The following is a 23,307-nucleotide window of genomic DNA, read 5'->3' as shown; positions in this document are numbered from 1 at the left end:
ACTATGATGACTCAACCGTTGGCGGAAGCGAAATCAGCAGTGACAGAAAATGAACTGGATATTCGTGGTTTGTTTCGCGTGTTATGGAGAGGCAAGCTGTGGATTGTCGGGATAGCGCTGGGCTTTGCGCTGCTTGCGCTGGCCTATACCTTCTTTGCAAAACAGGAGTGGAGCGCCACGGCGATCACGGACCGGCCAACGGTGAACATGCTCGGTGGTTTTTACTCTCAGCAGCAGTTTCTGAATAATCTGGATATCAAGGCGAACCTTGCCACGCCGGACCAAAATTCCGTAATGGACGAAGCCTACAAAGAGTTCGTCATGCAGCTGGCTTCCTGGGATACCCGCCGCGATTTCTGGTCCCAGACGGATTACTACAAGCAGCGCATGTCCGGAAACAGTAAAGTCGATGCGGCGCTGCTGGATGACATGATTAACAACATCCAGTTTATGCCCGGTGATGCGCTGCGCAACGTTAGCGACAGCGTAAAGCTGATCGCGGAAACCGCGCCGGACGCCAATAACCTGCTGCGTCAGTACGTTGCTTTTGCCAGCCAGCGCGCTGCAAGCCATCTTAACGATGAGCTGAAAGGCGCATGGGCTGCCCGCACCATTCAAACGAAAGCCCAGGTGAAACGCCAGGAGGAGGTCGCGCAAGCTATTTTCGCTCGTCGCGTACATAACCTGGAGCAGGCCCTGAAGATTGCTGAGCAGCGCAACATTTCCCGCAGCGAGACGGACGTACCGTCTGAAGAGCTGCCGGATTCGGAAATGTTCCTCCTGGGCCGCCCAATGCTTCAGGCGCGCCTTGAAAATCTCCAGGCCGTTGGCCCTGATTTTGACCTCGATTACGACCAGAACCGCGCCATGTTGAATACCCTGAACGTGGGGCCAACGCTTGACCCACGTTTTCAGACCTATCGGTATTTGAGAACCCCTGAAGAACCTGTAAAACGCGATAGCCCGCGTCGCGCATTCCTGATGATCATGTGGGGTATCGTGGGTGCCCTGGTTGGCGCTGGCGTGGCGTTAACGCGTCGCCGCACAAACTAAGAACGCCATCTACGATGAAGGCTTCGGCCTTCATCGTCTAATCGAAGAGAATCGATGTGAAAGTACTTACCGTATTTGGCACCAGGCCGGAGGCCATCAAGATGGCACCTCTGGTTCATGCGCTAGCCAGAGATCCTGATATTGACGCAAGGGTATGCGTTACCGCGCAGCATCGCGAGATGCTGGATCAGGTCTTAACTCTCTTTTCTATCGTCCCGGATTACGATCTCAATATCATGAAGCCGGGGCAGGGGTTGACGGAGATCACCTGCCGTATTTTGCAAGAGCTCAAGCCGATTCTGGAATCCTTCAAGCCTGATGTGGTGCTGGTGCATGGTGATACCACCACCACCGTGGCGACCAGTCTGGCCGCGTTTTACCAGCGCATTCCCGTTGGTCATGTCGAAGCAGGCCTGCGCACCGGCAACCTCTATTCACCGTGGCCGGAAGAGGCCAACCGCACGCTCACCGGCCATCTGGCGATGTTCCACTTCGCGCCAACGGAAAATTCTCGCCAGAATTTGCTCCGTGAAAATATCGCCGACAAGCAAATTTTCGTTACCGGAAATACGGTAATCGACGCGCTAATCTGGGTGCGCGACCGGGTGCTCTCCAACGACGATCTTAAGGCCGAGCTTGCCGCACGCTATCCGTTTTTGAACAACGGTAAAAAAACGATCCTGGTAACGGGCCACCGCCGCGAAAGCTTTGGCCGCGGCTTCGAACAGATTTGCCACGCGCTGGCGGACATCGCTGCCGACAATAAAGATGTGCAAATCGTCTATCCGGTTCACCTCAATCCTAACGTCAGCGAGCCGGTCAACCGCATTCTGGGGCACGTTGAGAACGTCCTGCTGATTGAGCCGCAGGACTACATGCCGTTCGTCTGGCTGATGAACCACGCCTGGCTGATCCTGACGGACTCCGGCGGCATTCAGGAGGAGGCACCTTCTCTGGGCAAGCCGGTGCTGGTGATGCGTGAAACCACGGAGCGCCCGGAGGCGGTAAAAGCCGGTACGGTACGCCTGGTGGGCACGGATAAGCAGCGTATCGTCGACGAAGTGACGCGCCTGCTGCACGATGACGAAGAGTACCAGGCGATGAGCCGGGCCCATAACCCGTACGGCGATGGGCAGGCTTGTGAGCGTATTTTGCATGCACTTAAACACAATCGGGTAACGCTATGAGTTTTACTACCATCTCTGTCATTGGTCTTGGCTACATTGGGCTGCCTACCGCGGCGGCCTTCGCCTCACGTCAAAAGCAGGTTGTGGGCGTGGATATCAACGCGCGCGCGGTGGAAACCATCAACCGTGGTGAAATTCATATCGTGGAGCCGGATCTCGATCGCGTGGTGAAAGAGGCCGTCGAGGGCGGATTCCTGCGCGCCAGCACCGTGCCGGTAGAGGCGGATGCCTACCTGATTGCGGTCCCGACGCCGTTCAAAGGCGACCATGAGCCCGATATGGCCTTCGTTGAGGCCGCGGCAAAATCCATCGCGCCCGTGTTAAAGAAAGGTGCGCTGGTCATTCTGGAATCCACCTCGCCGGTAGGCGCGACGGAGCAGATGGCGCAGTGGCTGTCCGAAGCGCGTCCCGACCTCACCTTCCCGCAGCAGGCGGGTGAACAGGCTGATATCAACATCGCCTACTGCCCCGAGCGCGTTCTGCCGGGCCAGGTGATGGTGGAGCTGATTAAGAACGACCGCGTGATCGGCGGCATGACGCCGGTATGCTCCGCGCGCGCCAGCGAGCTATATAAGATTTTCCTCGAAGGCGAATGCGTAGTGACAAACTCCCGCACCGCCGAAATGTGCAAGCTGACCGAAAACAGCTTCCGCGACGTCAACATCGCCTTTGCGAATGAACTGTCGCTAATTTGTGCCGATCGTGGAATTAACGTCTGGGAACTGATTAGCCTGGCGAACCGCCATCCGCGCGTGAACATCCTGCAGCCGGGCCCGGGCGTGGGCGGACACTGCATCGCCGTGGACCCGTGGTTTATCGTGGCGCAGAACCCGGAGCAGGCTCGCCTGATCCGCACCGCGCGCGAAGTCAACGACAGCAAGCCGCACTGGGTGCTGAATCAGGTTAAGGCCACGGTAGCGGACTGCCTTGCCGAAAGCGGCAAGCGTGCCAGCGAGCTGAAAATCGCCTGCTTCGGCTTGGCGTTCAAGCCGAACATCGACGATCTGCGCGAAAGCCCGGCAATGGAAATTACCGATGCAATCGCAGGCTGGCACAGCGGTGAAACGCTGGTGGTTGAGCCGAATATCCATGCGCTTCCGGCGACGCTGGCAGATAAGTGCACGCTTACCGCGCTAGACGACGCGCTGGCGACGGCGGATGTTCTGGTGCTGCTGGTGGATCACAAAGAGTTTAAAGCAACGCCTGCCGATGCCGTTTCGCAGAAATACGTTGTTGATACCAAAGGCGTCTGGCGTTGAGTGAGCTGAACGGCGTGCTGGAACCCCTTCAGTGGGAAAGCGCCTTTTTTGCGGTTCCTTCGGCCATCGTGCGCCTGCGCGAGGAGGCTCCCGCGCTTACCCAAGCTGACTTTTCGGCGTGGCAGCGCGTGCAGGCTAAAGTCCCCGCCGGACGTGCCGACCTGCTGGACGCCCTCCAGCGGCGGGGCTTTCAGATGGTTGAGGGAGAGGTCGATCTCTCCCTTTCCGTGGGCCGTCACGCGTCGCCCGGTGCGGAAATGGCTAAAGAGCAGGACATCGCGGTGCTGCGCCAGATGGCCGCAGAGGCGTTTGCCCTGAGCCGCTTTCGCGCGCCCTGGTATGCGCCTGATGACAGCGGCCGCTTCTACGCCCAGTGGGTAGAAAATGCGGTTAAAGGCACGTTCGATCACGTCTGTTTTGTTTTTCGCGCAGAGGATAGCCGCATCACCGGGTTTGTTACTCTGCGTAAGCTGAATGACCGCGAAGCCCGCATTGGGCTTTTGGCCGGGCGCGGCATGGGCGAGAAGCTCATGCAGGCGGCGCTGCACTGGGCGCAACGGCAACATCTTTCGACGCTGCGGGTGGCGACCCAAATGGGCAATACCGCCGCGCTTAAACGTTATATCGCGAGTGGCGCCAACGTTGATGCCACCGCCTACTGGTTATACAGGTGACAAGATGATCCCCTTTAATGCGCCTCCCGTTGTGGGAACAGAACTCGACTATATGCAGTCAGCCATGGGCAGCGGCAAGCTCTGCGGTGACGGCGGATTTACCCGTCGCTGCCAGCAGTGGATGGAGCAGCGTTTTCACAGCGCCAAGGTGCTGCTGACGCCGTCCTGTACGGCTTCGCTGGAGATGGCGGCGCTGCTGCTGGACGTCCAGCCCGGCGATGAAGTGATCATGCCCAGCTACACGTTCGTCTCCACGGCGAACGCCTTTGTCCTGCGCGGAGCCAAAATCGTGTTCGTGGACGTGCGTCCGGACACCATGAACATTGATGAGACCCTGATTGAAGCGGCGATAACCGAAAAAACGCGGGTCATCGTGCCTGTTCACTACGCGGGCGTCGCCTGCGAAATGGACACCATTATGGCGATCGCCAAAAAGCACAACCTATTCGTGGTGGAAGACGCCGCGCAGGGCGTGATGTCCACCTACAAAGGGCGCGCGCTGGGCTCCATTGGCCACATCGGCTGCTTTAGCTTCCATGAAACCAAAAACTACACGGCGGGCGGCGAAGGCGGCGCGACGCTGATTAACGACCGCGCGCTGGTGGAGCGCGCGGAAGTGATCCGCGAAAAGGGCACGAACCGCAGCCAGTTCTTCCGTGGTCAGGTGGACAAATACACCTGGCGCGATATTGGCTCAAGCTATCTAATGGCCGACCTGCAGGCCGCGTACCTGTGGGCGCAGCTGGAGGCCGCCGAGCGTATTAATCTGCATCGCCTGTCCCTCTGGCAAACCTACTACGACGCGCTGGAGCCGCTGGCGAAAGCCGGGCGTATCGAACTGCCTACCGTACCGGCCGACTGCGTTCATAACGCCCACATGTTTTATATCAAGCTGCGCGATAACGACGATCGCAGCAGGCTGATTGCCTGGCTGAAAGAAGCGGAGATTATGGCGGTGTTCCACTACATTCCGCTGCACTCCAGCCCTGCGGGCGAAGAGTTTGGCATGTTTGCGGGTGAAGACCGGTATACCACGAAAGAAAGTGAGCGCTTACTAAGGTTGCCACTGTTCTACAACCTCGCGCCGGTTAACCAGCGCACGGTGATCAATACCCTCCTGAGCTACTTCGGCTGATATGTCTCTGGCAAAAGCATCGGTGTGGACCGCCGCGTCCACGCTCGTCAAAATTGGGGCCGGACTGCTGGTCGTCAAGCTGTTGGCCGTCTCGTTTGGCCCATCCGGCGTGGGGCTGGCGGGTAACTTTCGCCAGCTGGTGACGGTGCTGGGCGTTCTGGCAGGCGCCGGTATCTTTAACGGCGTAACCAAGTATGTGGCGCAGCATCACGACGATCCCGGAAAGCTCCGCGCCGTCGTGGGAACGTCATCCTCCATGGTGCTGGGCTTTTCCACGCTGCTGGCGGCGGTCTTTTTGCTGGCGGCAGCGCCGATAAGCCAGGGGCTGTTTGGCCATACGCACTATCAAGGCCTGGTGCGGCTGGTAGCGCTTGTTCAGATGGGGATCGCGTGGGCGAACCTGCTGCTGGCGCTGATGAAAGGCTTCCGCGACGCGGCCGGAAACGCGCTGGCGCTGATTCTGGGCAGCGTTATTGGCGTGATCGCCTATTACTTCTGCTACCGCCTCGGCGGCTATGAAGGGGCGCTGCTGGGGCTGGCGCTGGTGCCTGCGCTGGTGGTCATTCCCGCCGCGTTTATGCTGATGCGCAGAGGCGATATCCCGCTGCGCTATCTCAAGCCGCAGTGGGACAAAGTGCTGGCGGGGCAGCTGGGTAAATTTACCCTGATGGCGCTCATTACGTCCGTCACGCTGCCTGTCGCCTACGTGATGATGCGAAACCTGCTGGCGGCGCACTACAGCTGGGATGAGGTGGGGATTTGGCAGGGCGTAAGCAGCATTTCTGACGCCTACCTCCAGTTTATCACCGCGTCCTTCAGCGTCTGGCTGCTGCCGACCCTATCGCGCCTTATTACTAAGCAGGACATCACCCGCGAGATCCTCCGCTCCCTGCGCTTTGTTTTACCGGCTGTGGCGGTGGCGAGCTTTACCGTCTGGCTGCTGCGCGACGTCGCCATCTGGCTGCTCTTTTCGGCAAAGTTTACCGCCATGCGCGATCTCTTTGCCTGGCAGCTGGTTGGGGATGTACTGAAAGTAGGCGCTTACGTTTTCGGCTATCTGGTGATTGCCAAAGCGTCGCTGCGGCTGTATATCCTCGCAGAGGTGAGCCAGTTTGCGCTGCTGACGGCGTTCGCCCACTGGCTGATCCCGGTGCACGGCGCGCTGGGCGCCGCTCAGGCCTACATGGCAACCTATATCGTTTATTTCGCTGCCTGCTGCGGCGTATTTTTACTTTGGCGTAAACGCGCATGACTGCACTGATTCACATACTGGGTTCGGATATTCCACACCATAACCAGACCGTGCTGCGGTTCTTCAACGACGAGCTGGCGTCCGGCTCGTCTGATGCGCGCGAGTTTATGGTGGTTGGCCAGGATAACGGCCTGAGCGCGGCGTGCCCGGCGCTGAATATCACCTTCTGGCCGAACAAAGCGGCGCTGGCGAAGGCGGTTGTCGCGAAGGCGAAAGCCAATCGGGCGCAGCGCTTCTTTTTCCACGGCCAGTTCAATACCGGCCTGTGGCTGGCGCTGCTGAGCGGTGGAATTAAGCCTTCACAGTGCAGCTGGCACATCTGGGGCGCGGACCTGTACGAAGTGTCTCACGGCTGGAAGTTCCGCCTTTTCTATCCGCTGCGCCGCCTGGCGCAGGGGCGCGTGGGCCGCGTGTTCGCCACTCGTGGCGATCTTAATTACTTTGCGAAACAGCACCCGGGCGTGCGCGGCGAGCTGCTCTATTTCCCGACCCGCATGGATCCGGCGCTGAACGCGATGGCGAACGCGTCGCAGCGTGAGGGTAAGCTGACAATTCTGGTAGGGAACTCGGGCGATCGCAGCAACGAACACGTCGCGGCGCTCCGCGCGGTTCATCAGCAGTTTGGCGATACGGTAAACGTGGTGGTGCCGATGGGCTATCCGGCCAATAACGACGCCTATATCGACGACGTGCGCCAGCAGGCGTTGGCGCTTTTCAGCGAAGAGAACGTGAACGTTCTGCGGGAGAAGCTGGCATTTGACGATTACCTCGCGCTGCTGCGCAGGTGCGATCTCGGCTATTTTATCTTTGCCCGCCAGCAGGGGATTGGCACGCTGTGTCTGCTCATACAGGCCGGCGTGCCGTGCGTCTTGAACCGTGAAAACCCCTTCTGGCAGGATATGGCTGAACAGCACATTCCGGTGCTGTTTACGTCCGACGCGCTGAACGTTGAGGTCGTGCGTGAAGCGCAGCGTCAGCTGGCGCTGGTGGATAAAAACGCCATCGACTTCTTCAGCCCGAACTACCTTACGCCATGGCACCGCGCGCTGCGTATCGCCTCAGGAGAGACAGCATGAGCCAGTTGCAATTTAGCGGCCTGCTGGTGGTGTGGCTGCTGAGCACGCTGTTTATCGCCACGCTGACGTGGTTTGAGTTTCGCCGCGTGCGTTTTAACTTCAACGTCTTCTTCTCGCTGCTGTTTCTGCTCACCTTTTACTTCGGCTTCCCGTTAACCAGCGTGCTGGTATTTCGCTTTGACGTGGGCGTTGCGCCGCCGGAAATCCTGCTGGAAGCGCTGCTGTCCGCTACCTGCTTCTACGCGGTGTACTACGTCACCTATAAAACGCGGCTGCGTTCCGTTAAAGAGACGGCGCCTCGCAGGGCGCTGTTCACCATGAACCGGGTAGAGACGCACCTGACGTGGGTGATGCTGATGACCATCGCGCTGGTAAGCGTGGCCGTGTTCTTCATGCATAACGGTTTTCTGCTGTTCAAGCTCCAGTCTTACAGCCAGATTTTCTCCGCCGAAGTGTCCGGCGTGGCGCTCAAGCGCTTTTTCTACTTCTTCATTCCGGCGATGCTGGTGGTCTTCTTCCTGCGGCAGGACAGCAAGGCCTGGCTCTTTTTCCTGGTCAGCACCGTTGCGTTCGGTATCCTCACCTACATGATTGTGGGCGGCACGCGCGCCAACATCATTATCGCCTTCGCCATCTTCCTGTTTATCGGCATCATTCGCGGCTGGATCTCGTTGTGGATGCTGGCAGCGGCGGGGGTGTTCGGTATTGTCGGGATGTTCTGGCTGGCGCTGAAGCGCTACGGCCTGAACGTGGCCGGTGACGAGGCGTTCTACACGTTCCTCTACCTGACGCGCGACACCTTCTCGCCGTGGGAAAACCTGGCGCTGCTGCTGCAAAACTACGACAAAATTGACTTCCAGGGGCTTGCGCCCATCGTGCGCGACTTCTATGTCTTTATCCCGACGTGGCTGTGGCCGGACCGTCCGGGCGTAGTGCTCAACACTGCGAACTACTTTACCTGGGAAGTGCTGAATAACCACTCCGGCCTGGCGATTTCTCCTACGCTTATCGGCTCGCTGGTGGTCATGGGCGGCACCTGGTTTATCCTGCCGGGGGCCGTTGCCGTGGGCCTGATCATCAAATGGTTCGACTGGCTCTACGCGCTCGGCAACCGGGAGACGAATCGCTATAAGGCGGCGATTTTGCACAGTTTCTGTTTCGGTGCCATTTTCAATATGATCGTTCTGGCGCGCGAGGGGCTGGATTCGTTCGTCTCGCGCGTCGTTTTCTTTATGGTGGTTTTCGGTATCTGCCTGCTGCTCGCCAAGCTGCTGTACTGGCTGTTTGAGAGCGCAGGGCTCATTCACAGGCGCGAACCACGGGGCAGCACAACGCTGTCGCAAGTCTGAGTAAGGATCGTAATGACTGACACAACCTCCGCACCGCGCTATGCGCTGCGCGGCCTGCAGCTTATTGGCTGGCGCGATATGCAGCACGCGCTCGACTATCTGTTTGCCGACGGAAAGATGAAATCGGGCACGCTGGTGGCGATCAATGCCGAAAAGATGCTGGCGGTAGAAGATAACGCCGAGGTGCGAAGCCTGATTGAAGCGGCCGAGTTTAAGTACGCGGACGGCATTAGCGTCGTGCGCTCAATCCGCAAAAAGTATCCCGGCGCTAATGTTTCACGCGTGGCGGGAGCCGACCTGTGGGAAGAGCTGATGGCGCGCGCGGGGGCCGAAGGGACGCCTGTTTTCCTGATCGGCGGCAGGCCGGACGTGCTCGCTCAAACCGAGGAGAAGCTGCGTCGTCAATGGAATGTTAACATCGTGGGCAGCCAGGACGGTTACTTCAAACCGGAAGATAAGCAGGCGCTGTTTGAACGCGTGCGCGACAGCGGGGCGAAGATTGTCACCGTGGCCATGGGCTCGCCGCGCCAGGAGATCCTGATGCGGGACTGTCGTCTCGTCAGCCCGAATGCGCTCTATATGGGCGTTGGCGGCACGTATGATGTTTTCACCGGCCACGTTAAGCGCGCCCCGAAAGTATGGCAAAAGCTGGGGCTGGAGTGGCTCTATCGTCTGCTGTCCCAGCCGACCCGAATCAAACGACAGATTCGTCTGCTCCGCTACCTCAGCTGGCACTACACCGGAAAAATGTAATCAAAATGTAGCGCGATCTGCTATTCGCGCTGCAACTCCCCTGCAAAACTGCTGCGTTTATGTGCAATGCATTCATTTTTTTTATGCATCGTTTGCCATTTGCCCGATTTTGAGAAACCATTCGCTCCGTATTTCAGTACCCCTAAAAACAATAACCGGCAAAAAGCCGGTAAACAGCAAACACAACCGAGGATTTATGGCAGAGAAAAAACCGGAGCTCCAGCGTGGTCTGGAAGCTCGACACATTGAATTGATCGCGCTGGGCGGCACGATCGGCGTGGGCCTGTTTATGGGCTCCGCAAGCACGCTCAAATGGGCAGGGCCTTCCGTTTTACTGGCGTATATCATCGCCGGGCTGTTCGTTTTCTTCATTATGCGATCGATGGGCGAAATGCTGTTTATGGAGCCAGTTACTGGTTCTTTCGCCGTTTACGCGCACCGCTATATGAGCCCCTTCTTTGGCTATCTCACGGCCTGGTCGTACTGGTTTATGTGGATGGCGGTAGGGATTTCGGAAATCACCGCCATAGGGGTCTACGTTCAGTTCTGGTTCCCGGACATGGTCCAGTGGATACCCGCGCTTATCGCCGTGGGGCTCGTGGCGCTGGCAAACCTCGCGGCGGTTCGCCTTTACGGCGAAATCGAGTTCTGGTTCGCGATGATTAAGGTCACCACCATTATCGTGATGATTATCGTTGGCCTGGGCGTGATCTTCTTCGGCTTTGGCAACGGCGGTCATTCGATTGGCTTTGGCAATCTGACCGAGCACGGCGGCTTCTTCGCGGGCGGCTGGAAGGGCTTCCTGACCGCGCTGTGCATCGTGGTGGCTTCCTATCAGGGCGTCGAGCTGATCGGCATTACCGCAGGTGAAGCGAAGAACCCGCAGGTCACGCTGCGCAGCGCGGTGGGCAAAGTCTTGTGGCGCATCCTGATTTTCTACGTGGGCGCGATCTTCGTTATCGTCACTATTTTCCCATGGAACGAAATCGGCACCACCGGCAGCCCGTTTGTGCTCACCTTCGCGAAGATTGGCATCACCGCGGCGGCAGGTATCATCAACTTCGTCGTCCTGACTGCCGCGCTTTCCGGCTGTAACAGCGGGATGTACAGCTGCGGGCGCATGCTCTACGCGCTCTCCAAAAACAACCAGCTGCCGGCGGCAATGAGCAAAGTCTCGCGTGCGGGTGTCCCGGTTGCGGGCGTGGCGGTATCGATTGTCATTCTGCTGATCGGCTCCTGCCTGAACTACATCATTCCTAATCCGCAGCGCGTGTTTGTATACGTCTACAGCGCCAGCGTGCTGCCGGGCATGGTGCCGTGGTTCGTGATCCTGATTAGCCAGCTGCGCTTTCGCCAGGCGCACAGGCAGGCGATTGCCAGCCACCCGTTCCGCTCGATTTTATTCCCGTATGCGAACTACATGACGATGGCCTTCCTGATTTGCGTATTAATTGGGATGTACTTTAATGAAGATACCCGCATGTCGCTGTTTGTCGGGATTATCTTCCTGGCCGCCGTGACGGCTGCGTACAAGCTTTTTGGCCTCGGTCGCCGCGCCTCGACGCAGAAAGTGGAGGATTAAGCGGCAAAATGTGCAAACCATAACCAAACGCGCATTTTTTTCAAAAAAGCACTAGACAGCGGGGACTGAGGTACGTAATATCCAGCCCCGCAACGGCGCTAAGCGCCCGTAGCTCAGCTGGATAGAGCGCTGCCCTCCGGAGGCAGAGGTCTCAGGTTCGAATCCTGTCGGGCGCACCATTAACCCGGTGCTGGAGCTGCGGTGGTCTGAGAAGTAGTCAGTACCGCGTGAAAGAATACAGTGGTGGCTATAGCTCAGTTGGTAGAGCCCTGGATTGTGATTCCAGTTGTCGTGGGTTCGAATCCCATTAGCCACCCCATTATTTGAAAGAGTTGTGAATTGCGAAGGTGGCGGAATTGGTAGACGCGCTAGCTTCAGGTGTTAGTGTTCTTACGGACGTGGGGGTTCAAGTCCCCCCCCTCGCACCACGACTTTTTAATGAATTGAACTAAAAATTCAAAAAAGCAGTACATCGGCGAGTAGCGCAGCTTGGTAGCGCAACTGGTTTGGGACCAGTGGGTCGGAGGTTCGAATCCTCTCTCGCCGACCAATTTTGAACCCCGCTTCGGCGGGGTTTTTTGTTTTCTGCAATTCCCTGTCTTTGTAGCTTCCTCACGACAACACGCTCTCTACATGTCGCATTTCGGTGACACTTAACTTGTTAATTTAGAAGTAAATATTATGCAAGCGCGTTTATTGTCTCCAGATGGCGACGTTTGAACGCGGTTTACGGCGTGGCCATGCGCATAAGACGCTGCTTAGCAGCGAAATTTCCTTTTATCTTAAAATGTTGCGCGATGTAAAAGTTCTGCGTGTCATGTTGGCACGTTACGTGCAATAATATACGCGTAGATGCTCATTCCATCTCTTATGTTCGCCTTAGGGCCTCATAAACCCAGGAATGACGCAGAGCCGTTTACGGTGCTTATCGTCCACTGACAGATGTCGCTTCGGCCTCATCAGACACCATGGACACAACGTTGAGTGAAGCACCAAATATGTTGTCTTAAAGACCTGTTTTAACGCCTGCTTTATAGCAGGCGTTTTTTTATGGGCAAAAAAAGGAGGCCTTCTGGCCTCCCTCTTATTTACGGCTGATTGCCGTTGTTCTGCAACGTCAGCAGAAGCCCGTCGCGCCGCATGGCGGCTGCCTCTTCGGGCTTGTGCTGCTTATCCAGAGAATCCGCAAGCCAGGCGTAATCGTACGCGTCAGGACGCTGCTTCAGCGCTGCGCGGAAGGCGAGGCTCGCCTCCTGCCATTCGCCGTGCTTCATCAGCGACTGGCCGAGCGTGCTCCACAGCAGCGGGCGGTCGCCCACGGTTTTGATTTGCTGACGCAGCGCTTTTTCGATTTGCTCTGGGTTATTGGTTTTCAGGCGCGGGATCACCATTACCAGTCGATCGTCGTACTGACGCTTCAGGCCGTCGAGAACGATCTCCTGGGCGGTGTCATGATCGTCACATTCAATCAAATGTTCCGCCATTGCCACCTGCAGCGGAACCTGCTGGCGCGTTTTGCGGCTCTGATTCTTCCACCAGGTTTTCAAACCGTCGCTGCCCAGGTCGGCTCGCGCCTGATCCATAAGGCCAATCCACGCCATGCGCTGCAGCTCGTCACGGTGCTCATCATCGCCCACGTCGGCTTTCGCCATGGACGGAATGACGTCCAGCAGCGAGCCCCAGGCGCCGGTGCGGATGTAGGCCTGCTCGGCAAGGCGCAGCACTTCCGGATGGCGCGGGGTGATTTCCAGCAGACGATCGACGCCGTGGCGCGCCGCGTGGTTTTCGTTACGCGCCAGCTGAAGGCGAACGCGGGTGATTTCAACCGGAATCGGATCCTTCGCGGACAGCTCGGACGCGCGCTCAAGGTGCTGATTCGCGCGGGCTTCATCGCCCCGCTGCTGCGCGGCTTCTGCGGCCAAAAGATAGTTCACCACCGGCTGCTCGGCATGGTCGGCATTTTTCGACATCAGCTTTTCAACCTGCTGATAATCGCCTTCAGCCAGCTTCAGCAGCGCCTGTTCGGTCTGCTTGCGGGCGCGGCGACGCTTGCGGCCCACGAACCAGCCGCGCGTATGCGCGCCGGTGCGGAAGAGGCGGCGCAAGATCCACTCAATGGCAAACAGCACGACCACGCCGAGGATCAGAACGATGACCAAACCCGTCACGCTGGTTTCGATGTTGTAGTTATCGGTCTGGATCAGCACGTAGCCCTGGTGGCCTGCAAGCATCGGGCCGAGGACGATCCCGGCGATGAGCAAGAGAAAGAGGAAGAGAACTTTAAGCATCGTTACTCTCCTTGTGGCGCTTCAGGTGCCGAGGCGGGCGCCGTAGCCTGAGGCTCTGCCGGAACGCCCGGCTGCGCCAGCAGGTTACGCACGCGTGTCTGCATCAGCTTTTCCAGAATCGGCTGGCTGACCAGCTTGTCCGGCACGCTCATGGTGATGTTTTGCTGGCTCAGCTTGTCAATATCTTCCAGGAACGCGGTCGTGGTGGCGTCGTCGGTGTTGTAGTACGCGCGCACCCACGTCGAGACGTTATCCAGCGCCTGCTTGTAGGTCTCTTCCTGATGGCGCGGCACGGCCTGCGCGGCGACAAGCAGGCGAGAGCGGATGTTTTCGCGCAGATAGATATCCTGATTTGGCGCGAGCAGCGGCACGGCGGTCTCGTCGCGGCGGCGAATCGTGATGAAGCTGTCCATAAAGTTCTGCCAGCTTTTTTGCAGGTTGATGCGCCACTCGCTCAGCGAGCTGGAAAGCTCGGTGCCGTCAGAGTCCATCGGGGAGTCGTCGTCGTTGTTATCCGCCAGCTGGAGGTTATCAATCTGGTTCGAGAGCTGGTTAACCTTGAGGATGATGCCGTCATAATCCACCTGCGAAACCGCAGACAGGCTGGCGATATCTTCGGTGATGGCGCGGCGCGCGTTGATCAGGCTCGGATCGTTCATATCGGCCAGGCTGGCGTCGGCGCTTTTCAGCAGCGCGGCAGCAGTGGTAACGTCCTGATCGCTCCAGAGCTTGCGTCCGGCAAGCTTAACCAGAAAATCCGCCTGCGAGAGCAGCCAGGTTTTCGCATCGGTGCCGGAAATGGTCGCAACCTTTTGCTGCACCTCGTCGAGCTGTTTCGCCAGCGATTGCTGCTTCGCGTTCGCGTCAGCCAGCTCGGCGGCCTGCTGCTTGATCACGCCTTCCAGCTCGGATTTTTGCGCCTCCTGCGCTTTCTGCAGGGCGGTGATTTGGTTGACCAGCGCGTCGCTGGTCGCCGTCTGGTTGGTGCCCTGTTGCTTCACCAGGCCATACAGGCCGACGCCTGCCGCCAGCGCAATGGCGACGGCAATCGCACTCAGCGCAAGGCTGGTTTTACTGCCGCCGTTTTTCTTCTCAACGGTTTTCTCAGTCGTTTCTGGCTGCGGCGTAATGTCCACAGTTTCCCTGGTCTCTTCAACCACGGCGGAGGATTTTTCGTGTTCCGTCATTATGGCTTCCCATTTGAGAGTTATTGTAATGCGCGAAGCAGCGCATCGTTGTCGGCGTTATCAGCGATCCGAATATCCTGCCAGCCCAGTTCCCGGGCGAGGTTCGCCAGACGCTCGCTGACGACCAGAAGCCGACAGCGGAGTAACCAGTTTTCCCGATACCATGTCGGAACGAGCGCCCAAAGCTGTTGCAGCATTTCACCGCTGGTTACCACCAGAGTTGAAATGCCGCGCGCCTGCCAGCGCATGGCCTCCTGTGCGCCATCGTAATGTTTTGCACAGCGCTGATAGCATTCGCAAAACGTCACGTCAGCGCCGCGCTCGCGCAGCGTTTCGCCCAACAGCTCGCGGCCGCCGTTGCCGCGAAGGATCAGCGCGCGCTTGCCGACAAGAGTTTGTAATTCAGGTAATTGTAGCAAGACTTCGCTGATTTCCCGATCCAGCGGGTAGCGAACGTCTATTCCGCTTACGGTATGCAGGGCCAGCGCCGTCGTCCGCCCAATGGCGAAATAGCGCGGAGCGGTTGGCCAGCGCGTCCCATCCTGCTGAAGCTGCGCATGGGCAAAATCCACGGCATGCTGCGACAGGGCGAACAGGAGATCGTCCTCCTGGAGGGCATTTAAACGGTCGGTGAGCGCAAAGAGTTCCCGACCGGGGGAAAATTCGATCAGCGGAAAACTCCAGGCCACCTGCCCCAGTGCGCGCAGACGGCTCACTAATTGCTCTCCTGCGGGAGAAGGGCGGGTGACAAGAATGCTCATGCAGGGGGTTCTCCGTTATAAACCTCGGCCAGAATCTCGCGAGCGCCGTTATCAAGCAGCTCTTCAGCCAGCGATACGCCAAGCGTTTCGGCCTCTTCTGGCCTGCCGCGACGTTCACCGCGCACCATCTGCGTGCCGTCCGGCGCACCGACCAGCGCGCGCAGCCACAGCTCGCCGTTAGTTAATTCAGCATAGCTGCCAATTGGCACCTGGCAGCCGCCTTCGAGCCGGGTATTCATCGCCCGCTCGGCTTTGACGCGAATCGCGGTCTCGTCGTGATTCAGCGGGGCAAGCAGCGCGCGGGTGCGTTCGTCGTCAAGACGGCATTCGATACCCACGGCGCCCTGGCCCACTGCCGGTAGCGAGAGTTCCGGCGGCAACGCCACGCGAATGCGCGACTCCAGCTCCAGGCGCTTCAGGCCCGCCACCGCGAGGATAATGGCATCGTATTCGCCGTTATCCAGCTTGCCGAGGCGCGTGCCGACGTTGCCGCGCAGCGAGCGAATCACCAGATCCGGACGGCGCTCGGCCAGCTGGCACTGACGGCGTAAACTCGACGTGCCAACCACGCTGCCCTGCGGCAACGCATCCAGCGAATCATAATGGTTTGAGACAAATGCATCGCGCGGATCTTCGCGCTCGCAGATCGTCACCAGCCCCAGCCCTTCCGGAAACTCTACGGGCACGTCTTTCATAGAATGCACGGCGATATCGGCACGCTTATCAAGCAGTGCCAGCTCAAGCTCTTTGACGAACAAGCCCTTTCCGCCCACCTTTGCCAGCGGCGTATCAAGAATCACATCGCCGCGCGTGACCATCGGCACCAGCTCGACGCGCAGTCCGGAGTGGCAGGCTTCAAGGCGCTGCTTAACATAATGTGCCTGCCAGAGCGCAAGGGGGCTTTGGCGTGTGGCAATTCTCAAAACATTGTCTAACATGCTTGTTACCGTCATTATCAATCGCTAACCATCCTAACATTGTTGACTCTCGGATGGCAGTTTTACGGTTGATGAGACGAGTGAGGGACAGGGCGGCGTTCTCGTCAGCCAAAGCCGTATTCAGGAATTTACACGTTCAGAACGGTGCTACACTTGTATGTAGCGCATCTTTCTTTACGGTCAACCGGCAAGGTGTTAAATTGATCACGTTTTAGACCATTTTTTCGTCTGTACCACCATAAAGATAAGGGCGAAAAAGGGTAACGGTTATCTTTTTGAAATACTGCGGGCCTGCTGTTATTCGATTCTGGAATAGCATGTAACGCCCGGAAACATCAGGCGATACGTCTTGTACCTCTATATTGAGACTCTAAAGCAGAGACTGGATGCCATTAATCAACTGCGTGTGGATCGCGCGCTTGCTGCCATGGGACCTGCATTCCAACAGGTTTACAGTCTGCTGCCGACATTACTGCACTATCACCATCCGCTGATGCCGGGCTACCTTGATGGTAACGTTCCCCAGGGCATTTGCCTCTTCACGCCTGATGAAACCCAACAGCATTATCTCAACGAACTTGAACTCTACCGCGGTATGCCGCCACAGGTTTCACCAAAAGGTGAACTGCCGATCACCGGCGTTTACTCTATGGGGAGTACCTCATCGGTAGGGCAAAGCTGTTCGTCTGATCTCGACATCTGGGTCTGCCATCAATCCTGGCTCGATAACGAAGAGCGCCAGCTGCTGCAGCGTAAATGCAGCCTGCTGGAGAGCTGGGCGGCGTCGCTCGGCGTGGAAGTCAGCTTCTTTCTGATTGATGAAAACCGTTTCCGCCACAACGAAAGCGGCAGCCTGGGTGGCGAAGACTGCGGCTCGACGCAGCACATCCTGCTGCTGGATGAATTTTACCGTACCGCGGTACGTCTCGCCGGCAAGCGTATTCTGTGGAATATGGTGCCGTGCGATGAAGAAGAACATTACGACGATTACGTGATGTCGCTCTATTCGCAGGGCGTTCTGACGCCGAACGAATGGCTGGACCTGGGCGGCCTCAGCTCCTTGTCCGCCGAAGAGTACTTTGGCGCGAGCCTGTGGCAGCTTTATAAAAGCATCGACTCGCCGTACAAAGCGGTGCTCAAAACGCTGCTGCTCGAAGCCTATTCCTGGGAATACCCGACGCCGCGCCTGCTGGCGAAAGACATTAAACAGCGCCTGCACGACGGCGAAATTGTCTCCTACGGGCTTGATGCCTACTGCATGATGCTGGAGCGCGTTACCGAATACCTGAAAGCCATCGACGATCACACGCGTCTTGACCTGGTGCGTCGATGTTTCTATCTCAAAGTTTGCGAAAAACTGAGCCGCGAGCGCGCCTGCGTGGGCTGGCGTCGTGAAGTGGTCAGTCAGTTAGTAAAAGAGTGGGGCTGGGACGAAGCGCGTCTCGCCATGCTCGACAACCGCGCCAACTGGAAAATCGACCAGGTGCGCGAAGCGCACAACGAACTGCTTGATGCGATGATGCAAAGCTACCGCAACCTGATCCGCTTTGCCCGCCGCAACAACCTGAGCGTTTCTGCCAGCCCGCAGGATATCGGGGTGTTGACCCGTAAGCTGTACGCCGCGTTCGAAGCGCTGCCGGGGAAAGTCACGCTGGTGAACCCGCAGATTTCGCCGGACCTGTCAGAACCGAACCTGACCTTTATTTTTGTGCCGCCGGGCCGCGCGAACCGCACCGGGTGGTATCTCTACAACCGTGCGCCAAGCATGGATTCCATCATCAGCCATCAGCCGCTGGAATATAACCGCTATCTGAACAAGCTGGTGGCCTGGGCCTGGTTCAATGGCCTGCTGACCTCGCGCACGCGCCTGTTTATCAAGGGCAATGAGGTCGTCGATTTAGCCAAGCTGCAGGAGATGGTTGCGGACGTGTCGCACCACTTCCCGCTGCGCCTGCCTGCGCCAACGCCGAAAGCGCTCTACAGCCCGTGTGAAATTCGCCACCTGGCGATCATCGTCAACCTGGAGTACGACCCGACGGCGGCCTTCCGCAATCAGGTGGTCCACTTTGACTTCCGCAAGCTGGACGTCTTTAGCTTCGGCGAGCAGCAAAATTGCCTGGTGGGCAGCGTCGATCTGCTGTACCGCAACTCGTGGAACGAAGTGCGTACCCTGCACTTCAACGGCGAGCAGGCGATGATCGAGGCGCTGAAAACGATTCTTGGCAAGATGCACCAGGATGCCGCGCCGCCGGACAGCGTGGAGGTGTTCTGCTATAGCCAGCACCTGCGCGGCCTGATCCGTACCCGCGTGCAGCAGCTGGTGTCGGAATGCATCGAGCTTCGCCTCTCCAGCACCCGGCAGGAAACCGGGCGCTTTAAGGCGCTGCGCGTCTCCGGCCAGACCTGGGGCCTGTTCTTCGAACGCCTGAACGTGTCGGTACAGAAGCTGGAAAACGCCATCGAGTTTTACGGCGCGATATCGCACAACAAGCTGCACGGCCTGTCGGTGCAGGTGGGAACCAACCACGTCACGCTGCCGCAGGTGGTGGACGGCTTTGCGAGCGAAGGGATTATCCAGTTCTTCTTTGAAGAGTCGGGGGACGACGCCGGTTTCAATATCTATATTCTGGATGAAACCAACCGAGCCGAGGTCTATCACCACTGTGAGGGCAGCAAAGAGGAGCTGGTGCGCGACGTCAGCCGCTTCTACTCCTCTTCTCACGACCGCTTCACCTACGGTTCAAGCTTCATTAACTTCAACCTGCCGCAGTTCTACCAGATCGTGAACGTGGACGGGCGCGCGCAGGTGATTCCGTTCCGCACCCAGACTATCGCGCCGGTTCCCGCAAATCAGGATACCGCACCGCTGCTGCAGCAGTATTTCTCCTGATTTAAGCTGCCATAGGCCCGGTAAGGCGCAGCCGCCACCGGGCAAAAAAACTATCTGAAACTCACGGTCTCGCCGGCCTGCGCCGTCGCCGCCTGCTCCAGCAGATCCCAGAACGTTTCGCCGCTGCGGTCGCATACCCACTCGTCACCTTTCAGATCGAAATGGTAGCCGCCCTGTTTCGCCGCCAGCCACACCTGGTGCAGCGGCTCCTGACGGTTGATGATGATTTTGCTGCCGTTTTCGAAGCTCAGGGTCAAAATGCCGCCGTTGATTTCACAATCGATATCGCTGTCGCCGTCCCAGTCGTCCAGGCGCTCTTCGATGGTCATCCACAGGGTGTCGGCAAGGCGATGAAATTCACTGTCGTTCATGGTTTTGTTCCTTTTTTCGTGATGGCGGCAGTATAACGCTAAATAAATCCCGTTGCAGGAAAGCGGCAAACTCTTGCTTTTGTGTCTTCTCCTGCGATGATAGAAACAGATTTGAACTTACGGGCAACTTTATAATGAAAAACGTCTTCCGAGCGCTTGCCGTTCTTGTCACGCTGTTTAGCCTCACCGGCTGTGGATTGAAGGGACCGCTGTACTTCCCGCCAGCGGATAAAACCGCGCCGCCGCCAACCAGGCCTGTACAAAGTGGTATTGATTCCACCACGCCGGACACCAACGACCGCGGCGACAACGGCGGCCCGACCCAGGTGAATTACTGACAATTACGTTCTGTACCCGCGAAGTGGAGCAAATGATGCAGTTCTCTAAAATGCATGGCCTGGGCAATGACTTTATGGTCGTCGACGCGGTAACGCAGAATGTCTTTTTCTCTCCGGAGCTGATCCGCCGTCTGGCGGATCGCCACCTTGGCGTGGGGTTTGATCAGCTGCTGGTGGTTGAGCCGCCTTACGATCCCGACCTTGATTTTCACTATCGCATCTTCAACGCGGACGGCAGCGAAGTGTCCCAGTGCGGCAACGGCGCGCGCTGTTTTGCTCGCTTTGTGCGCCTGAAAGGGCTAACCAACAAGCGCGATATTCGCGTCAGCACCGCCAATGGCCGCATGGTGCTCAGCGTCACCGATGACGAACTGGTGCGCGTGAATATGGGCGAGCCCAACTTCGAACCCTCTGCCGTGCCGTTTCGCGCCAACAAAGCGGAAAAGACCTATATTATGCGCGTGGCCGAGAAGACAGTATTGTGCGGCGTCGTCTCAATGGGTAACCCCCACTGCGTGATTCAGGTGGATGATGTGGAAACCGCGGCGGTTGAATCCCTCGGCCCGGTGCTGGAAAGCCACGAGCGCTTCCCCGAACGGGCAAACATCGGCTTTATGCAGGTGGTGAAGCGTGAGCACATCCGTCTGCGCGTGTTTGAACGCGGCGCGGGTGAAACGCAGGCCTGCGGAAGCGGCGCCTGCGCGGCCGTGGCGGTAGGTATCTCTCAGGGGTTACTGGCAGAAGAGGTGCGCGTAGAGTTACCGGGCGGACGTCTTGATATCGCCTGGAAAGGACCGGGTCATCCACTGTATATGACGGGCCCGGCGGCACATGTCTATGACGGGTTTATCCATCTATGAAACAACCAGGGGAAGAACTGCAGGAAACGGTGATGGCGCTGGACGATGAGGCCGTCGTTGATTATCTGCTGAACAATCCTGAGTTCTTTATTCGCAACGCGCGCGCCGTCGAACAGATGCGCGTGCCGCACCCGGTGCGCGGAACCGTGTCGCTGGTCGAATGGCACATGGCGCGTTCGCGCAACCACATTCATCGGCTCGAAGAGAATATGACGCTGCTGATGGAGCAGGCCAGCAGTAACGAGAGCCTGTTCTATCGCCTGCTTAACCTACAGGCGCGGCTGGCGTCGGCGCACAGCCTTGACGAGTTCCTGAGCCGCTTCCACCGCTGGGCGCGCGAGCTGGGGCTGGCGGGCGCAACGCTTCGCCTCTTTCCCGACCGCTGGCGCATTGGCGCACCGTCCGGGTTTACCCATCTGGCGCTGAGCCGTCAGGCCTTCGAACCGCTGCGCATTCAGCGTCTTGGGCATGAACACCACTATCTCGGGCCGCTGAACGGGCCCGAGCTGCTGGTGGTGCTGCCGGAAGCCAAAGCGATTGGCTCGGTGGCGATGTCGCTGATGGGCCGCGACGGCGATCTGGGCGTGATACTTTTCACCAGCCGCGATGCGCATCATTATGAGCAGGGCCAGGCTACGCACCTCCTGCAGGAGCTTGCGCTGATGCTGCCGGAGCTGCTGGAGCGCTGGATTGAACGGATATGACGGACGCGCTGCTTTCTACTGACGTTACGCGCTTTTTGCGCTATCTGGGCGTTGAGCGCCAGCTGAGCCCCCTCACGCTGCTGAATTACCAGCGTCAGCTTGATGCCATTATGCAGATTGCCGACGAGATCGGCCTGAAAAGCTGGCAGCACTGTGACGCGGCAACGGTGCGCGGTTTTGTCGTGCGCAGCCGTAAAAAAAACCTCAGCCCGGCAAGCCTGGCGCTGCGGCTTTCGGCCCTGCGCAGCTTCTTCGACTGGCTGGTGAGCCAGGGTACGCTTAAGGCCAATCCGGCAAAAGGTATCGCCACGCCTAAAGCCCCACGCCATCTGCCCAAGAATATCGACGTTGACGACGTGAACCGCCTGCTGGATATCGATCTTAACGATCCGCTGGCCGTACGCGATCGCGCGATGCTGGAGGTGATGTACGGCGCCGGACTGCGTCTTTCCGAGCTGGTCAACCTCGATCTCAAGCATCTCGATCTGGAATCCGGCGAAGTGTGGGTGATGGGGAAAGGCAGCAAGGAGCGCCGCCTGCCGATTGGCCGCAACGCCGTTTCGTGGATTGAGCACTGGCTGGATCTGCGCGGGCTGTTTGGCGCTGAGGAGAACGCGCTGTTTCTGTCGAAGCTCGGCAAGCGTATCTCCGCGCGCAACGTGCAAAAGCGCTTTGCGGAGTGGGGCATCAAGCAGGGGCTGAACAGCCACGTGCATCCGCACAAGCTGCGCCACTCCTTTGCGACCCACATGCTGGAGTCGAGCGGCGATCTGCGCGGCGTGCAGGAGCTCCTCGGCCATGCGAATTTATCGACGACTCAAATTTATACCCACTTAGACTTCCAACACCTTGCCTCGGTGTATGACGCGGCGCATCCACGCGCCAAACGGGGGAAATAATGCGTTTTTACCGCCCACTGGGCCAGATTTCCGCAATCACCTTTGACCTTGATGACACCCTTTATGACAACCGCCAGGTGATCCTGCGCACCGAGCAGGAGTCGCTGGCGTTTGTGCAAAACTACCACCCGGCGCTAAAGGCCATGCAGAACAAGGATTTCCAGCAGCTGCGCCAGTCCCTGCGCGAAACCGAGCCGGAGATTTATCACGACGTGACCGAATGGCGCCGCCGCGCGGTGGAGCAGGCGATGCTGAACGTCGGGCTGAGCGCGCGCGACGCGGCGATCGGGGCCGAAGCGTCAATGGAAAACTTCGCCAAATGGCGCAGCCGTATCGACGTGCCGCAGGCAACCCACGAGACGCTGGCGAAGCTTGCCGAAAAGTGGCCGCTGGTCGCGATCACCAACGGCAACGCGCAGCCGGAGCTGTTTGGCCTGGGCGACTACTTTGAGTTTGTGCTCCGCGCGGGTCCGCACGGGCGCGCCAAGCCGTTTAGCGATATGTACCACCTGGCGGCCGAAAAGCTAAATCTGCCGCTCGGCCAGATCCTGCACGTGGGCGACGACCTGACGACGGACGTCGCCGGTGCCATCCGCTGCGGCATGCAGGCGTGCTGGATCAAGCCGGAAAGCGCCGACCTGATGACAGCGCAGGACAGCCGCCTGCTGCCGCACGTGGAAATTTCGCGGTTGGCATCCCTCACGACGCTGATATAATCATCAATTGTTCTGTATAAATTAACAGGGTTTTG

The 23,307-nt window shown here is 58.3% G+C and carries 21 protein-coding genes and 4 tRNA genes; 20 read left to right on the top strand and 5 right to left on the bottom strand.

The genetic code is table 11. The features are described 5' to 3' along the window. Window positions 1-6: 6 nt before the first annotated feature. The 14 genes from wzzE to V1599_RS01970 all read left to right on the top strand — a co-directional run bounded on the left by wzzE (window position 7) and on the right by V1599_RS01970 (window position 11,870). Window positions 7-1,053, top strand: coding sequence for an ECA polysaccharide chain length modulation protein (wzzE, locus tag V1599_RS02035; RefSeq protein WP_112012641.1), 1,047 nt, complete (start codon window positions 7-9; stop codon window positions 1,051-1,053). Window positions 1,054-1,109: 56 nt separating this feature from the next. Further along, window positions 1,110-2,240: a non-hydrolyzing UDP-N-acetylglucosamine 2-epimerase gene (gene wecB / locus V1599_RS02030; protein ID WP_112012640.1), complete on the top strand. Its 1,131-nt coding sequence runs from the start codon at window positions 1,110-1,112 to the stop codon at window positions 2,238-2,240. After that, the gene (wecC, locus tag V1599_RS02025) at window positions 2,237-3,499 is read left to right on the top strand and encodes a UDP-N-acetyl-D-mannosamine dehydrogenase (RefSeq protein ID WP_297123288.1); all 1,263 of its coding nucleotides are present in this window, start codon (window positions 2,237-2,239) and stop codon (window positions 3,497-3,499) included. Before wecB ends, wecC begins: the two co-directional genes overlap by 4 nt. Then, the gene (gene rffC / locus V1599_RS02020; RefSeq protein ID WP_112012638.1) at window positions 3,496-4,173 is read left to right on the top strand and encodes a dTDP-4-amino-4,6-dideoxy-D-galactose acyltransferase; all 678 of its coding nucleotides are present in this window, start codon (window positions 3,496-3,498) and stop codon (window positions 4,171-4,173) included. The genes wecC and rffC overlap by 4 nt, the downstream gene beginning before the upstream one ends. 4 nt (window positions 4,174-4,177) lie before the next feature. Beyond that, window positions 4,178-5,308 carry a dTDP-4-amino-4,6-dideoxygalactose transaminase gene (gene rffA / locus V1599_RS02015; RefSeq protein WP_297123292.1) on the top strand — a complete coding sequence of 377 codons (1,131 nt, stop codon included), beginning with the start codon at window positions 4,178-4,180 and terminating at the stop codon, window positions 5,306-5,308. 1 nt (window position 5,309) lies between these two features. Beyond that, window positions 5,310-6,560 (top strand): lipid III flippase WzxE, encoded by a 1,251-nt coding sequence (gene wzxE, locus V1599_RS02010; protein WP_112012636.1) that lies wholly within the window; start codon window positions 5,310-5,312, stop codon window positions 6,558-6,560. Continuing rightward, window positions 6,557-7,636 carry a TDP-N-acetylfucosamine:lipid II N-acetylfucosaminyltransferase gene (locus V1599_RS02005; RefSeq protein ID WP_112012635.1) on the top strand — a complete coding sequence of 360 codons (1,080 nt, stop codon included), beginning with the start codon at window positions 6,557-6,559 and terminating at the stop codon, window positions 7,634-7,636. Before wzxE ends, V1599_RS02005 begins: the two co-directional genes overlap by 4 nt. After that, the gene (wzyE, locus tag V1599_RS02000) at window positions 7,633-8,985 is read left to right on the top strand and encodes an ECA oligosaccharide polymerase (protein WP_112012634.1); all 1,353 of its coding nucleotides are present in this window, start codon (window positions 7,633-7,635) and stop codon (window positions 8,983-8,985) included. The genes V1599_RS02005 and wzyE overlap by 4 nt, the downstream gene beginning before the upstream one ends. Before the next feature lie 12 nt (window positions 8,986-8,997). Further along, window positions 8,998-9,738, top strand: a complete 741-nt coding sequence (gene wecG, locus V1599_RS01995; RefSeq protein WP_112012633.1) for a lipopolysaccharide N-acetylmannosaminouronosyltransferase — start codon at window positions 8,998-9,000, stop codon at window positions 9,736-9,738. A gap of 196 nt (window positions 9,739-9,934) precedes the next feature. Continuing rightward, window positions 9,935-11,320: an amino acid permease gene (locus V1599_RS01990; RefSeq protein WP_297123301.1), complete on the top strand. Its 1,386-nt coding sequence runs from the start codon at window positions 9,935-9,937 to the stop codon at window positions 11,318-11,320. 102 nt (window positions 11,321-11,422) lie between these two features. After that, a tRNA-Arg gene (locus tag V1599_RS01985) sits at window positions 11,423-11,499 on the top strand. A gap of 64 nt (window positions 11,500-11,563) precedes the next feature. After that, window positions 11,564-11,639, top strand: a tRNA-His gene (locus V1599_RS01980). Window positions 11,640-11,661: 22 nt separating this feature from the next. Then, window positions 11,662-11,748, top strand: a tRNA-Leu gene (locus V1599_RS01975). Window positions 11,749-11,793: 45 nt separating this feature from the next. Beyond that, window positions 11,794-11,870: transfer RNA gene (locus tag V1599_RS01970), tRNA-Pro, on the top strand. A gap of 538 nt (window positions 11,871-12,408) precedes the next feature. Here V1599_RS01970 and hemY read toward each other — a convergent pair. The 4 genes from hemY to hemC are packed head-to-tail and all read right to left on the bottom strand — an operon-like array spanning window position 12,409 to window position 16,494. Next, the gene (gene hemY, locus V1599_RS01965) at window positions 12,409-13,608 is read right to left on the bottom strand and encodes a protoheme IX biogenesis protein HemY (protein WP_395300945.1); all 1,200 of its coding nucleotides are present in this window, start codon (window positions 13,606-13,608) and stop codon (window positions 12,409-12,411) included. A 2-nt stretch (window positions 13,609-13,610) separates the two neighbouring features. Further along, a complete protein-coding gene (hemX, locus tag V1599_RS01960; protein ID WP_395300944.1) occupies window positions 13,611-14,795 on the bottom strand; it encodes a uroporphyrinogen-III C-methyltransferase in 1,185 nt (394 codons plus the stop codon). 20 nt (window positions 14,796-14,815) lie between these two features. Beyond that, on the bottom strand, window positions 14,816-15,556 hold the full coding sequence (hemD, locus tag V1599_RS01955; protein WP_112012629.1) for a uroporphyrinogen-III synthase: 741 nt from the start codon (window positions 15,554-15,556) through the stop codon (window positions 14,816-14,818). Further along, on the bottom strand, window positions 15,553-16,494 hold the full coding sequence (gene hemC, locus V1599_RS01950; protein WP_146745795.1) for a hydroxymethylbilane synthase: 942 nt from the start codon (window positions 16,492-16,494) through the stop codon (window positions 15,553-15,555). The genes hemD and hemC overlap by 4 nt, the downstream gene beginning before the upstream one ends. Window positions 16,495-16,843: 349 nt before the next feature. Between hemC and cyaA the strand changes: the two genes are divergently transcribed. Then, a complete protein-coding gene (gene cyaA, locus V1599_RS01945) occupies window positions 16,844-19,384 on the top strand; it encodes a class I adenylate cyclase (RefSeq protein ID WP_395300943.1) in 2,541 nt (846 codons plus the stop codon). Between the two features lie 50 nt (window positions 19,385-19,434). On the opposite strand, the gene cyaY is transcribed toward cyaA, so the two are convergent. Continuing rightward, on the bottom strand, window positions 19,435-19,755 hold the full coding sequence (gene cyaY, locus V1599_RS01940; RefSeq protein ID WP_006179235.1) for an iron donor protein CyaY: 321 nt from the start codon (window positions 19,753-19,755) through the stop codon (window positions 19,435-19,437). Between the two features lie 134 nt (window positions 19,756-19,889). Between cyaY and V1599_RS01935 the strand changes: the two genes are divergently transcribed. From V1599_RS01935 to yigB, 5 genes are read left to right on the top strand one after another with little or no spacing between them, the layout of a single operon-like run. Continuing rightward, the gene (locus tag V1599_RS01935) at window positions 19,890-20,093 is read left to right on the top strand and encodes a lipoprotein (protein WP_297123307.1); all 204 of its coding nucleotides are present in this window, start codon (window positions 19,890-19,892) and stop codon (window positions 20,091-20,093) included. Window positions 20,094-20,128: 35 nt separating this feature from the next. Beyond that, the gene (gene dapF / locus V1599_RS01930) at window positions 20,129-20,953 is read left to right on the top strand and encodes a diaminopimelate epimerase (protein ID WP_297123309.1); all 825 of its coding nucleotides are present in this window, start codon (window positions 20,129-20,131) and stop codon (window positions 20,951-20,953) included. Continuing rightward, window positions 20,950-21,657 (top strand): DUF484 domain-containing protein, encoded by a 708-nt coding sequence (locus V1599_RS01925; RefSeq protein WP_395300942.1) that lies wholly within the window; start codon window positions 20,950-20,952, stop codon window positions 21,655-21,657. The genes dapF and V1599_RS01925 overlap by 4 nt, the downstream gene beginning before the upstream one ends. Next, window positions 21,654-22,556 carry a tyrosine recombinase XerC gene (gene xerC / locus V1599_RS01920; protein ID WP_395300941.1) on the top strand — a complete coding sequence of 301 codons (903 nt, stop codon included), beginning with the start codon at window positions 21,654-21,656 and terminating at the stop codon, window positions 22,554-22,556. Before V1599_RS01925 ends, xerC begins: the two co-directional genes overlap by 4 nt. Continuing rightward, entirely contained in the window at window positions 22,556-23,272 is a 717-nt protein-coding gene (yigB, locus tag V1599_RS01915; protein ID WP_112012622.1) for a 5-amino-6-(5-phospho-D-ribitylamino)uracil phosphatase YigB, read from the top strand. Before xerC ends, yigB begins: the two co-directional genes overlap by 1 nt. The last annotated feature ends 35 nt before the right edge of the window (window positions 23,273-23,307 follow it).

The sequence above is a fragment of the Enterobacter sp. ECC-175 genome (assembly GCF_043968675.1).
GTDB lineage: Bacteria > Pseudomonadota > Gammaproteobacteria > Enterobacterales > Enterobacteriaceae > Enterobacter.
Note: the sequence above shows the minus strand (reverse complement) of the source record. Positions and strands in the feature narration are given on the sequence as shown.

Bases quoted from the DNA above. Each gene is read 5' to 3' on its own strand.
- rffA (WP_297123292.1), top strand. From the start codon at position 4,178: ATGATCCCCTTTAATGCGCCTCCCGTTGTGGGAACAGAACTCGACTAT.
- hemY (WP_395300945.1), bottom strand. From the start codon at position 13,608: ATGCTTAAAGTTCTCTTCCTCTTTCTCTTGCTCATCGCCGGGATCGTC.
- hemX (WP_395300944.1), bottom strand. From the start codon at position 14,795: ATGACGGAACACGAAAAATCCTCCGCCGTGGTTGAAGAGACCAGGGAA.
- hemD (WP_112012629.1), bottom strand. From the start codon at position 15,556: ATGAGCATTCTTGTCACCCGCCCTTCTCCCGCAGGAGAGCAATTAGTG.
- wecC (WP_297123288.1), top strand. From the start codon at position 2,237: ATGAGTTTTACTACCATCTCTGTCATTGGTCTTGGCTACATTGGGCTG.
- wzzE (WP_112012641.1), top strand. From the start codon at position 7: ATGACTCAACCGTTGGCGGAAGCGAAATCAGCAGTGACAGAAAATGAA.
- V1599_RS01925 (WP_395300942.1), top strand. From the start codon at position 20,950: ATGAAACAACCAGGGGAAGAACTGCAGGAAACGGTGATGGCGCTGGAC.
- wecG (WP_112012633.1), top strand. From the start codon at position 8,998: ATGACTGACACAACCTCCGCACCGCGCTATGCGCTGCGCGGCCTGCAG.
- wzxE (WP_112012636.1), top strand. From the start codon at position 5,310: ATGTCTCTGGCAAAAGCATCGGTGTGGACCGCCGCGTCCACGCTCGTC.
- hemC (WP_146745795.1), bottom strand. From the start codon at position 16,494: ATGTTAGACAATGTTTTGAGAATTGCCACACGCCAAAGCCCCCTTGCG.
- V1599_RS01935 (WP_297123307.1), top strand. From the start codon at position 19,890: ATGAAAAACGTCTTCCGAGCGCTTGCCGTTCTTGTCACGCTGTTTAGC.
- yigB (WP_112012622.1), top strand. From the start codon at position 22,556: ATGCGTTTTTACCGCCCACTGGGCCAGATTTCCGCAATCACCTTTGAC.
- V1599_RS01990 (WP_297123301.1), top strand. From the start codon at position 9,935: ATGGCAGAGAAAAAACCGGAGCTCCAGCGTGGTCTGGAAGCTCGACAC.
- xerC (WP_395300941.1), top strand. From the start codon at position 21,654: ATGACGGACGCGCTGCTTTCTACTGACGTTACGCGCTTTTTGCGCTAT.
- dapF (WP_297123309.1), top strand. From the start codon at position 20,129: ATGCAGTTCTCTAAAATGCATGGCCTGGGCAATGACTTTATGGTCGTC.
- cyaY (WP_006179235.1), bottom strand. From the start codon at position 19,755: ATGAACGACAGTGAATTTCATCGCCTTGCCGACACCCTGTGGATGACC.
- wzyE (WP_112012634.1), top strand. From the start codon at position 7,633: ATGAGCCAGTTGCAATTTAGCGGCCTGCTGGTGGTGTGGCTGCTGAGC.
- V1599_RS02005 (WP_112012635.1), top strand. From the start codon at position 6,557: ATGACTGCACTGATTCACATACTGGGTTCGGATATTCCACACCATAAC.